Annotated in this window: 1 protein-coding gene; it reads left to right on the forward strand. The window is 57.7% G+C overall.

Annotated features, from left to right (window positions below):
- Positions 1-71: 71 nt before the first annotated feature.
- Positions 72-667, forward strand: a 596-nt coding sequence (locus tag K1558_RS32625) for a DDE-type integrase/transposase/recombinase (protein ID WP_238656285.1), incomplete at its 3' end; no start/stop codon positions are given.

A 667-nucleotide genomic window follows, 5' to 3' on the forward strand; every position in this document is an offset into this window, starting at 1 on the left:
GAGATTGAGATTCTGCGTGAACTGCTAAAAAAGCCAACCCCTGCTTATCCGAAAAAATCGAGGTAGCCGACATGTTCATTAAGCAGGGGAATAACGCAGCCTTGGTGCTCCGTCTCGTCGGGGTAGCCGAGTCGACGTACTACGACCGTAAGAAACGCAAGACGCAGGAGGCACAGGCCGTTCTCCAGGGACGCGGAAGACCCGTCCCCGGCTACTCCCTGACCGAGTCGGGAGAGAAGATTAGCGACGAGCAGATCCAGGAAATGCTGCTGGAACTAGTCGCTGGAGAAGAGCACGTGTACGGGTACAAGCTGCTGGCCAAGTGCTTGTGGAACCAGCACGGGCTGAGGCTCAATCACAAGAAAAGCTACCGGCTGTGTCAGGCGCTAGAGATCCTGCAGCCTCAGCGTCACAAACGCTTTAAGCATCCCCGGAAACTGCCGGAGAACCGAGTCATTACCGGAGCGGGCCAGCTCTGGCAGATGGACATTAAATACGGGTATGTGGCGGGCCTGGACCGGCATTTCTTTGTCCTGAGCATTATCGATGTGTTTACCCGTGTCATCGTCGGCTATCACCGTGGATCGTCGTGTGAGGCCAAGCACGCTTGCCAGACGCTGGGACGCGCCATGGAGCAGCACTGCGCGCCTGGCAGTGCCCGCCCGGT

Origin of the sequence: Paenibacillus piscarius (assembly GCF_022234545.1) — a bacterium.
Taxonomy (GTDB): domain Bacteria; phylum Bacillota; class Bacilli; order Paenibacillales; family Paenibacillaceae; genus Paenibacillus_AQ; species Paenibacillus_AQ piscarius.